At 46.2% G+C, this 11589-nt stretch carries 10 protein-coding genes; 3 read left to right on the top strand and 7 right to left on the bottom strand.

Annotated elements, in window-relative coordinates; all coding sequences use genetic code 11:
• Positions 1 to 138 precede the first annotated feature (138 nt).
• Positions 139 to 687 (top strand): cupin domain-containing protein, encoded by a 549-nt coding sequence (locus QTN95_RS10335; RefSeq protein WP_269375072.1) that lies wholly within the window; start codon positions 139 to 141, stop codon positions 685 to 687.
• Between the two features lie 15 nt (positions 688 to 702).
• The gene (locus tag QTN95_RS10330) at positions 703 to 2190 is read left to right on the top strand and encodes an aldehyde dehydrogenase (RefSeq protein WP_331417419.1); all 1488 of its coding nucleotides are present in this window, start codon (positions 703 to 705) and stop codon (positions 2188 to 2190) included.
• A 98-nt stretch (positions 2191 to 2288) separates the two neighbouring features.
• On the opposite strand, the gene QTN95_RS10325 is transcribed toward QTN95_RS10330, so the two are convergent.
• From QTN95_RS10325 to QTN95_RS10295, 7 genes are all read right to left on the bottom strand, one after another.
• The gene (locus QTN95_RS10325) at positions 2289 to 2831 is read right to left on the bottom strand and encodes a cupin domain-containing protein (protein WP_269375074.1); all 543 of its coding nucleotides are present in this window, start codon (positions 2829 to 2831) and stop codon (positions 2289 to 2291) included.
• 128 nt (positions 2832 to 2959) lie between these two features.
• Positions 2960 to 3802: an ABC transporter permease subunit gene (locus QTN95_RS10320; protein ID WP_138970553.1), complete on the bottom strand. Its 843-nt coding sequence runs from the start codon at positions 3800 to 3802 to the stop codon at positions 2960 to 2962.
• Positions 3802 to 4716 carry a putrescine ABC transporter permease PotH gene (potH, locus tag QTN95_RS10315; protein WP_331417418.1) on the bottom strand — a complete coding sequence of 305 codons (915 nt, stop codon included), beginning with the start codon at positions 4714 to 4716 and terminating at the stop codon, positions 3802 to 3804. The genes QTN95_RS10320 and potH overlap by 1 nt, the downstream gene beginning before the upstream one ends.
• A complete protein-coding gene (gene potG, locus QTN95_RS10310) occupies positions 4713 to 5855 on the bottom strand; it encodes a putrescine ABC transporter ATP-binding subunit PotG (RefSeq protein WP_269375077.1) in 1143 nt (380 codons plus the stop codon). The genes potH and potG overlap by 4 nt, the downstream gene beginning before the upstream one ends.
• 48 nt (positions 5856 to 5903) lie before the next feature.
• Positions 5904 to 7013, bottom strand: coding sequence for an extracellular solute-binding protein (locus QTN95_RS10305; RefSeq protein WP_331417417.1), 1110 nt, complete (start codon positions 7011 to 7013; stop codon positions 5904 to 5906).
• A gap of 44 nt (positions 7014 to 7057) precedes the next feature.
• Positions 7058 to 8407, bottom strand: a complete 1350-nt coding sequence (locus QTN95_RS10300) for an aspartate aminotransferase family protein (protein ID WP_331417416.1) — start codon at positions 8405 to 8407, stop codon at positions 7058 to 7060.
• Positions 8408 to 8520: 113 nt separating this feature from the next.
• Positions 8521 to 9852 carry a glutamine synthetase family protein gene (locus QTN95_RS10295; protein ID WP_331417415.1) on the bottom strand — a complete coding sequence of 444 codons (1332 nt, stop codon included), beginning with the start codon at positions 9850 to 9852 and terminating at the stop codon, positions 8521 to 8523.
• Between the two features lie 320 nt (positions 9853 to 10172).
• On the opposite strand from QTN95_RS10295, the gene QTN95_RS10290 reads away from it, so the two are divergent.
• Positions 10173 to 11567 (top strand): glutamine synthetase family protein, encoded by a 1395-nt coding sequence (locus QTN95_RS10290; RefSeq protein WP_331417414.1) that lies wholly within the window; start codon positions 10173 to 10175, stop codon positions 11565 to 11567.
• Positions 11568 to 11589 lie beyond the last annotated feature (22 nt).

Below are 11589 nucleotides of genomic sequence, written 5' to 3'. Positions count from 1 at the left end.
CTTAACAAAAACGACTATAGCGTGGAAATTCACGCCATGCAATGTTTAAATTTTAAACGTTACAGGTCGAATGTGATGAAATAAACATCAAAATGTGTTTAATTTAATAATCATAGATGTTTTAGGAGGATTCATATCATGGATACAGAAATCGGCACTCGTTTTAAAGCTTTACGCGAGAAAGCCGGATTATCTCAACGAGAGTTGGCAAAGCGTGCTGGAGTAACAAATGGCTTCATCTCTCAAATAGAGAATAACGCGGTCAGCCCATCCGTCGCCTCTTTGAGCAAGTTACTGAGTAAGATACCAACCTCTATGGCGGAGTTTTTCGCTATAGACGATCCACAACCTGAACAGTTTTACACTCGCAAAGAGGAACAACCAGAAATTGGCCAAGGAGAAATTAGTTATCGACAAGTCGGACATTTCCACGGTGACCGTCATATAGGTATGTTGAGAGAAACTCTCAAACCGAATGCTGACACCGGTGAGGAAATGCTTACTCACGAAGGACAAGAGTGTGGTGTCGTTGTTCAGGGCCAACTTGAGCTGACCGTCGATCTCAATACCGTTACCCTCCATGTTGGGGATGGATACTACTTTGATAGCACCCGCCCTCACCGTTTTAGAAACACGGCTGAAGAAGACTGCGTCATCATTAGCGCGAATTCACCAGCAAGCTTTTAAGGATAAGGCAATAATATGGATACTATGTACTGGCAGAACAAGGCAAAGACGATCAAGTTTTCGACTCAGGCGTTTATCAATGGACAGCTACAAGACGCAAAAAGTGGTGAAACGTTTGAGGTCATTAACCCTGCAACCGGCCGTGTTCTCGCCTCTGTGGCACGATGTGATCAACAGGATGTCGACCTCGCCGTCGCAGTTGCACGCCAAACTTTCGAAAGTCGTGTATGGGCAGGGCTTGCACCAGCGGAAAGAAAGGCCATCCTTTTAAACTATGCTAACGAAATCGACGCTCACCAACAGCAGTTTGCTCTTTTAGAGTCACTGGACATGGGGAAACCAATTGGTGATGCTATCGGTTACGATGCGCCTGCGACAGCTCGCTGTATTGCATGGAATGCAGAAGCCATTGATAAAATGTATGACGAAGTTGCCCCTGTAACAGAAGGCGCGCTCGCTCTCGTGACCAGAGAAGCACTTGGTGTCGTCGCTGCTATTGTTCCTTGGAACTTCCCGACAGTGATGGCCGCATGGAAAATCGGTCCCGCTCTAGCAACGGGCAACTCCGTCATCATTAAGCCTTCAGAGAAATCGCCACTGACGGCGATCTTACTCGCTGAGCTTGCCAAAAAAGCAGGCATCCCTGATGGCGTGTTACAAGTCTTACCAGGCTTTGGACATGAAGCAGGCCAAGCGCTTGCACTGCACAACGATGTCGACTGCATCACCTTTACGGGTTCGACCGCTGTTGGTAAGAAGTTACTTGCATTTGCAGGTCAATCAAACCTTAAACGCGCCTTTATGGAGTGTGGTGGTAAGAGTCCTCATATTGTCAACCACGATGTTAAGAACCTTGCTAAGGCTGCGGCGACTGCCGTTTCTGCCATTTGTTACAACCAAGGGGAAGTATGTACTGCTGGGTCCCGTTTATTGGTTCATTCTTCCATCAAGGATCAATTCATCGAACTGCTGCTCGAAAACGTCAAGAATTGGCAACCAGGCGATCCCCTATCAGAAACGACCCGTGTGGGCGCAATTGTCGATGAATCACAGTTCAAACGTGTTCTAGAGTATGTCGACATCGGTCAACAAGAAGGGGCGAAATTGATCAGTGGTGGTCAGCCAGTGCGTCAGGAAACGGGGGGCTACTTTATCCAACCAGCGATTTTTACAGAAGTCACTCGTGATATGCGCATTTTCCAAGAAGAAATTTTTGGCCCCGTTTTGTGTGTCTCGACGTTCGACACGATAGAAGAAGCCATTGAGCTCGCCAACGACAGCGATTATGGCCTAGCCGCAGGTATCTGGACTGCCGATATTTCAACCGCTGTACGCTGCTCAAGAGCACTTCGTGCGGGTACCGTATTCGTCAACAACTGGGATGGCGGTGATATGACAATGCCATTTGGCGGCTATAAACAGAGCGGTAACGGCCGTGACAAATCACTTCATGCACTCGATAAATACACCGAAATGAAGTCAACATGGATAGAGTTGGATTAACGCGAGCCGTCTCTAGAATGACAAAGCCTGTGATACCTTTTTCAAGGGTATCACAGGACAATCATGAGGTTCGGTTGAGTAGAAATATAGAAATGGCTTTAGAAAGTGGGTGGCGTAGCCGCACTAATCAGTTCACATTCAACTTTGCCTCGGTTTCTAAAACGATGAGGCTTCTTGGTTTCAAAGTAGTAAGAGTCACCTGCTTTAAGCAGTTGCGTCTTACTTCCGACAGTTATTTCAATTTCACCACTAATGATTATCCCGCCCTCTTCACCATCATGCTGCAAGAAGTCCGGTCCAGTATCCGTACCCGGTGGATAAAACTCGCGCAAAATCGCCAGTTTTCGCCCCTCACGCTTGGCCCCAACCAGTAACATCTTAATTGTGCCGTCACCAAGGTCCGCCATTTGCCCGAGTGTAAAAAAGATTTCATCTTTTGCCTCGATTTCTATGGTGAAAAACTCTCCCATTGAGATTGGAATAGCATCGAGAATTTTCTTTAGTGACCCCACAGATGGGTTAACGAGATTCTGCTCAATCTGGGAGATCATTGAGTTGGTGACACCGCTGCGCTTCGCTAACTCTCTTTGAGAAAGCCCGCGCATCGTTCTTATTGTTTTTAGTTGTTTCCCAACATCCATGGCCTATCCTCTGAAAAAGTAATTGCAACACTAATGACACAAATTGACTATCAACGCGCAAAATTAAGCCAACAATTATAAAGAAAGGTGATGTCATAGCAAGCTATACCACACCACCTTGAACGGCACTATTGAGCAGCAAGTTTCATCTCAAGTTGCCGACGTTTTTCTGCTTTCGCCATCACCCACCAAGCGACAAAGGTTGCACACGCTACCGCCAATATGATGAGGGTCGCTAGAGCATTGATTTTCGGGCTGACCCCTAAACGAACGCTGGAGAACACCACCATAGGTAAGGTTGTAGCACTTGGCCCTGAAACAAAACTCGCAATAACTAAATCATCCAATGACAATGTGAATGCCAGTAACCATCCAGCGAGAATTGCTGGTGCGATAGTGGGTAAGGTGATTTGGAAGAAGACTTTCCAAGGCGGCGCCCCAAGATCCATCGCCGCCTCCTCAATCGAGCGATCCACTTCTTGTAGACGAGAGCTGACTACAACGGTGACATAAGCCGTACAAAAAGTCACATGCGCTATCCATATCGTCAACATGCCTCGCTGTGAGAAGATGTCGAACACTTGCCCTAGCGCTATAAAGAGCAATAGCAAGGATAAGCCGGTAATCACCTCTGGCATAACCAGTGGAGCGGTGATCATGAAGGCAAAACCGGTTTCACCTCTGAACTTACCAAACCGGTTTAAGACAAAAGCAGCGATAGTACCAAGCACAACAGCTGCGCTGGCTGACAAGAAACCGATCATCAGGCTAAGTTTGACCCCTCCCATCAATAGGTCATCTTCGAGAAGCTCAAAGTACCATTTGATTGAGAAACCTGACCAAACCGTTACCAATCTGTTTTCGTTAAACGAATAAATAATGAGGATTAGAATCGGTAGGTATAGAAACGTAAGACCTGCCGCGAGTATCGCCCACTTCCATTTGGTTTTATATACAGGAATCGCATCCATTAGTTTGCCTCCAACTCACGTTTCTGATAACGGTGGAACCACAGTATCGGAATCATTAACAGTAACAACATGACAATGGCCACTGCTGACGCCACGGGCCAATCTCGATTATTGAAAAACTCTTGCCACAAAACTTTACCAATCAATATCGAATCAGGCCCACCAAGGAGCTCAGGGATAACGAACTCACCCACAGCAGGAATAAACACTAACATCGAGCCAGCAATGATCCCCGCACGAGTGAGTGGGACAAGAATGCTAAATAGGGTCGTGTATGGCTTCGCTCCTAAATCACTAGACGCTTCGATCAACGAATAGTCGACGCGCATTAAAGCGGTATAGATAGGCAAAACCATGAAAGGTAGGTAGGTGTAAACAATCCCTATGTAAACTGCAGCATCGGTATGAAGTATTTTTAATGGCTCATCAATGGCTCCTAACGACAGCAGCACATTGTTAAGCAATCCATTATTTTTGAGGATGCCTATCCACGCATAAACTCGAATCAAGAAACTGGTCCATGACGGTAGAATGATTAGCATCAGTAAGATGTTTCGAGTCGCTGGTGTTGAGTGAACAATCGCCCAAGCGATCGGGAAACCAATCAACAAACATAAAGCCGTCGACACTAGTGCGATGCGGATCGATTGTAGATATGACGAGATATAGAGATCGTCTTCAACAAGATACTGGTAGTTACCAATATTGAGCAGCAACTGCATTTTCTGTTCTGCATAACTCCACAGCTCACTGTATGGCGGGATAGCAATTTGTGCTTCGGCGAAACTGATTTTGAACACAATAAGAAAAGGTAGCAGGAAAAACAGTAACAACCACCCATAGGGAATCGACAGCAATAGACACTTTGGCGTCGGAACCACACGCCAGAAGTTCAATTTGGCATGAGTTTTCATATCTTAAGTACCACGCTACTTTCTAATTCCCAGCATAGGTTGACCCTTTGCTCCCAAGTCGGCATTTCTTTGCGATGACGGCTAGTGTTTTGCAAAGTGGCGGTCACCAATTTACCGCTTTCTAAACGCACATGGTAAATCGACTGATTGCCCATATAAGCGATATCTTCAACAACACCAGAGCAGGAGTTCTCTGCGTTGGATGGTTTGTCACACAGCATCATCTTCTCGGGGCGTATTGCGATATAAACAGGAATCCCTGGAGCGCCAGATACACCGTGTGCAATTCGGATTGGAGAAGGGAGATCCGGTGTAGCAATCGTTGCGCTGTCTTTGTTGTTGGTCGCGAGAACACCTTCAAATACGTTAACTGAACCAATGAATCTAGCGGTGTATCTTGAGTTAGGGTGTTCATAAATGGCTTCGGGAGAACCGATTTGAGCAAACTGACCTTTGTTCATGATGGCAATGCGACTCGCCATCGTCATGGCTTCTTCTTGGTCATGTGTCACCATGACACATGTCACGCCGACGCTCTCAAGAATATCCACAACCTCAAGCTGCATTTTTTCTCTGAGGTTTTTGTCCAACGCACCCATTGGTTCATCAAGAAGTAGTAACTTAGGTTTCTTCGCTAGGCTTCTCGCCAAGGCCACCCTTTGTTTCTGTCCACCAGATAGCTGATGTGGCTTACGATTGGCATAGTCTGTCATCCTCACCAACTCAAGCATGTGTTTTACTGTCGCGTCGATCTCTTTGCTTGGCATGCCATCTTGCTTTAGCCCGTAAGCTATATTTTTGGCTACCGTCATATGAGGAAATAGAGCGTATGATTGAAACATCATGTTGACTGGACGACGGTACGGCGGGACATTCGCTAAGTCTTCACCATCGAGTATAATTTGCCCTTCCGTAGGCTGTTCAAAACCCGCTAGCATTCTAAGTAGTGTTGATTTGCCGCAACCCGAGGCACCTAATAAGGCAAACAACTCACCTTGGTTGATGGTCAGGTCGACATTATCTACCGCAACATGGCCATCAAAGTTCTTAGTCAAACCGCGTATTTCTAACAAGGGTTTAGGCGGTTTAGATTTTGTATGGCTATGCACTAGCTCGGTTTCAATAGACATCACACTCATATCTTTCTCCCTACAGCGGCGAGCACCCGAAAGTGCCCGCCTTACAACTTAGTTTTTAATAAAGTCAGTCCACGCACGTGTAATAGTTCGTGAAACCTTATGCGGCAGCATTTTCGAGCTGTACAACTTCTCTTGTGCCTCTGGCGTAGGGTAGATACCCGGATCGTCTAGTATCTCCTGATCGATAAACTCACGAGACGGGACATTTGGATTCGCATACCAAACGTAGTTACTAATTTCTGCGATAACTTCAGGACGCAGCAGGAAGTTGATGAACAAATGCGCATTTTCTGGATGTTTCGCCTCTTTAGGAATCGCCATCAAATCGAACCAAGCAAGCGCACCTTCTTTTGGAATTGAGTAAGAAATTTCGACTCCATTGTCCGCTTCTGCCGCACGATCTGCCGCTTGAAGAACATCGCCAGACCAACCGATAGCGACACAGATATCGCCATTTGCTAAGTCATTGATGTATTGAGATGAGTGGAAATATGTGACGTAAGGACGAATGTCTTTCAACAATGCGAGTGCATCATTCTTGTAGTCATCCGCATTAGTACTGTTTGGATCTTTACCTAAATAGTTAAGTGCCGCCGCCATAATTTCGGTTGGCGCATTCAAGAAGCCCACACCACACTGAGCTAGCTTCTCCATATTTTCAGGCTTAAACACCAACTCCCAACTGTCGACAGGGGCGTTCTCACCAAGTGCTGCTTGTACTTTTTCTACGTTGTAACCGATACCTGTGGTACCCCATAGGTAAGGAATCGCGTACTCATTGTTCGGATCAACCGTATCAGCCAGAATCGACATCAACTTAGGATCTAGATTTTTGTAGTTACTCAGCTTGCTTTTATCCAGCTTCTGAAATGCACCCGCTTTAGCTTGACGTCCAAGGAAGTCATTACTCGGCACGACAAGATCAAATCCTGTGTTGCCTGAGAGAATTTTCGCTTCCAACACTTCGTTAGAGTCGAAAACGTCGTAAACCACCTTAATACCTGTCTCTTGTTCAAACTTGGTAATCGTGTCTTCCGCGATATAATCTGACCAGTTATAAACGTTAAGAACTTTCTCTTCGCCAGCGTGCACTAATGCCGGTGCAGTAACCATTGCTGCTCCCAGCGCCATGCCGATATATGATTTTAGTTTAACCATTTGGATCTCCGTTCCTCTTGCTTGTTGCTCGTGTACGTGACCGACTAAGACTTGACGTCCGCCAATGTGTTATCTAAAGCTTGTTTCGCTTTAGTGACCAGTTGATCGATTTCATCCTTGCTAATGATAAGTGGTGGCGAACAGATCATTGTGTCTCCCACCGCTCGTAAAACGACGCCTGAATTAAAGCAGTGCTCACGACAGCGAGTACCGACTTCTAGCTCTTTATCAAAACGCTGATTGGTCTCTTTATCCGCTACCAATTCGATAGCACCAACCAGACCCTTGCAACGGGCTTCTGCCACCAATGGATGCTGTGCAAGCTCGCTCCAACGCTGAGCAAAGTATGGGGCGGTCTCTTCTCGAACCTGGTTGACGATATTAAGGCGTTGCATCTCTTTGATGTTGGCAATCGCTACCGCACACGCTGCTGGGTGCCCGGAATAAGTAAAGCCATGAGCAAATTCCGTATCAGCATCGGTGAGAACTTTAGCGACGTGGTCACGGACCATCACACCACCTAGAGGCAGATAGCCTGAAGTAATCCCTTTAGCCATACACATCAAATCAGGTTTGATATTGAAGGTCTGGCTGGCAAACCATTCACCTGTGCGTCCAAAGCCACAAATGACTTCATCGACGATCAATAGGATTTCGTATTTGTCACAAATACGTTGAATTTCTGGCCAATAGCTATCTGGCGGGATAATCACGCCGCCCGCCCCCTGAATCGGTTCGGCAATAAAGGCAGCAACATTATCTTCACCTAACTCAAGAATTTTGGCTTCCAATTGGCGAGCACGCTCTAGACCAAACTCGTTGGCATCTTGCCCCTGACCTTCACCAAAGTGATAAGGCTGATCGATATGAACGATATTGGGTAGTGGCAAACCACCTTGCGCATGCATAAACTTCATACCACCCAAACTCGCACCTGCCATGGTGCTTCCATGGTAAGCATTGTTTCGGCTGATCACAGTTTGTTTGCTGGCTTTGCCTTTGCTTGCCCAGTAGTGCCTTACCATGCGCAGTACGGTGTCATTACACTCAGAGCCAGAACCAGTGAAGAAAACGTGGTTCATTCCTTCTGGCGTGATTTCTGCCAGTAATGTTGATAATTCTACCGCCGGTGGATGAGTAGTTTGGAAGAACAGATTGTAATAAGGTAGCTCCTTGAGCTGCGCCGTTGCAGCATCAATGAGTGGTTGACTGCTGTAGCCAAGGTTTACACACCAAAGCCCAGCCATACCATCAAGAATTTTGTTACCGTCCTCATCGTAAATGTAAACGCCCTCAGCTTTAGTAATGACGCGAGAACCTTTTGCATTTAATGACTTAAAGTTAGTAAAAGGGTGCAAACAATGTGCACTGTCTTGCTCAATCCATGTAGACATAGTTAACTCTCATCTTTTTCAGATATCGAAATAAACTCGGTAAACTGACCACAAACTAGCTCACCTTGTCTCAAGTCACCTGGCCAATAATGCCAAGTGACTCGAGTCATGATTTACACGTTCAATAATAGGAACTCACGCTCCCATGAACTGATCACTTGGAAAAACGTTTTGTATTCTTTGCGCTTAATGGCGACATAAGCCGCTACAAAACGATCGCCTAAAATTTCACGAAGCTCATCACTCTGCTCCAATAACACCAGTGAATCTTCCAGCGTATGTGGCAGAGAATAGGGTTGAGTTGTCATATCACCTGTACATTCTGGCGTTGGTGTGAGCTTCTCTTTCATGCCCAAATAACCACAAGCGAGGGTGAGTGCCATCGCCAAATATGGATTAGCATCTGCTCCCGCATAGCGGTTCTCGATTCGACGAGAATTTCTATCTGAAATAGGTACTCGCAATCCAACGGTGCGGTTGTCCACCCCCCAAGCTACGTTGGTAGGCGCAGATTCACCAAATACCAAACGGCGGTAGGAGTTCACATTCGGCGCAAAAAACGAAATTGCGGCAGGCGTGTATTTCTGCATACCAGCGATATAGTTCATGAAGAGTTCACTGTTAGAGCCATCATCATTCGCAAACAGGTTCTGACCGTTGTCATCCACTAGACTCTGGTGAATATGCATCGCACTACCTGGCTCATTTTCCATTGGTTTTGCCATAAAGGTCGCATACACATCATGTTTTAATGCCGCTTCACGTACCGTACGCTTAAACAAGAACACTTGGTCAGCTCTATCCAGTGGCTCACCGTGGTCAAAGTTGAGTTCCATTTGCGCGGCACCAGATTCGTGCACCAGGGTGTCAACATCCAACTCCTGTACTTCACAATAGTCGTACATATCTTCAAAAATTGGATCGAACTCGTTTACCGCATCAATACTGAACGACTGACGCGCGGTTTCTGGACGACCGTTACGACCAATTGGCGGTTCAAGTGGGTAGTCCCAGTCGAGGTTTTTCTTAACGAGGAAGAACTCCAACTCTGGTGCAACAATAGGATTCCATCCCTCTTTCTTGTAGAGATCTAAAACGCGTCTTAGAACGGCACGAGGCGAGATATCTACTGGATCACCACCCACGGTGTAACAGTCGTGGATGACTTGAGCTGTGGGTTCTTTAGTCCAAGGAACAAAACGAATCGTATCCGGATCCGGTTCTAGCAGCATGTCTTTCTCAGTCAGGTCAATCATGCTTTCATCATCAGGCCAGTCACCGGTTACCGTTTGGAAAAAAACCGCTTCGGGAAGGCGCATTCCTCCCTCTCGAAGAAACTTTTTGGCGGGCATGATCTTACCTCGCGCATTACCAGTAATATCAGGTATGAGGCATTCCACCTCAGTAATCCTATTACTCTCAATCCATTTCGTTATCTTTTCCATGATTTATTCACCTATTGTTTGACGACAATTTTGTCCGCGACTGGGAATAGAATTGACCTTGAACTGGTCAAATGTCAACCACGAATGTTAATTATTTTGATAATTTGATACTTATATTTTACAAATAATTAACAACAGTGTTGTGTTTTACTAAACGTTGTGTAAGGGTAATACCGTGCGTTGGATGTTTTTTCATCACTATTAAGTAGGAATGTTATCGACGAAATATGGCTAACGTGTTACCGAACACGCTAAGGAAAGTAAGGACGCACTTGCCTATTCCCATAAGCGGTAATCAACTGAAAGGAAGCGAATTAACAATGAACGAGCTAGTCAAACAAGCCATTGCGACCACTCACGATGCCTGCTCAGTTTCCAGCAATGCTGACGCCATCGTGCAATTCATCCGCGAAAACTCCAACGTCACCACCGTCGATTTAATGCTGTTTGATATTAACGGTGTCATCCGCGGCAAAAGAGTGAATGCCTCACAACTGGATAAAATTGCCGAGCAAGGCATATGCTTACCCGCTTCTGTTTTCGCCCTCGATATATGTGGCGAAACCGTCGAAGAAACAGGGCTAGGATTTGAGCAAGGTGATGGAGACAGACTCTGCATGCTGGTTGACAGTTCATTGCAACTGACGCCTTGGCTTGAGAACAGTGCTCAAGCCATTGTTACCATGTATGAGCCCGACAGCCAGCAGCCCTTTTTCGCCGATCCTCGTCACGTCCTTCAGGGGCAATTAGACAAATTCACTCAACGTGGCTTAACCCCGTGCATCGCGATAGAACTTGAGTTCTATCTGCAAGACGTTAAACCCGATGCAGACGGACAACCACAGCCACCTATCATGCCACTCAGTGGTGAGCGAATGACGCAAACTCAAGTCTATTCACTTGATGAGCTTGATGAATTTAAGGCATTTCTTGACGAAGTCTTAGCGACATGTGAAATACAAAATATTCCAACAGACAATATCACCGCCGAATATGCTCCAGGCCAGTTCGAAGTTAACTTGCGCCACTGCGAGGATGTGCTTTTAGCCTGTGACCAAGCAATGCTGTTGAAAAGAGTCATACGCGCCGTTGCAAAAAAACACGGATTCTATGCCAACTTCATGGCTAAACCCTACACAGAGCACGCAGGTAACGGCTGCCACGTCCACGTTAGTCTGCTCGATCGCGACGGAGAAAATATCTTCGCTGACGATCAGAATACCCTACTTCACGCCATTGCAGGCATTCTCGACCATATGGATGAAAGCATGGCGGTCTTGGCTCCAAACGCTAACTCTTATCGACGCTTGCAACCGAATATGTTTGTCCCACTCCAAATGACTTGGGGATGGGATAATCGTACCGTCGCAGTTCGTGTTCCCGCCGGTGAAAATAGTAATCGTCGAATTGAACATCGACTTGCAGGTGCTGATGTTAACCCATACTTAACGACCGCTGTCATTCTCGCTTCTATGTTAGATGGCATTGAGAAGCAGCAACTTCCACCAGCACCTATTGAAGGTGATGCCACACTTGTCGACGCACCAACGGTTCCGACCTCTTGGCAAGCTGCACTCGAACTATTCGACCAGAGTCTGTTCTTGAAAGAGCAACTTGGAGAACAGTTCTGCAAAATCTATTTGGCAAACAAGCAACATGAGCAGGAGCATTTTTCCGCTCAGGTATCACCACTCGAGTACCAATGGTACAAGTAAGTTCAACTTTAGTTTTAAGGAC

It is taken from the genome of Vibrio sp. M260112, assembly GCF_036533775.1.
Taxonomy (GTDB): Bacteria; Pseudomonadota; Gammaproteobacteria; order Enterobacterales; family Vibrionaceae; genus Vibrio.
Note: the sequence above shows the minus strand (reverse complement) of the source record. Positions and strands in the feature narration are given on the sequence as shown.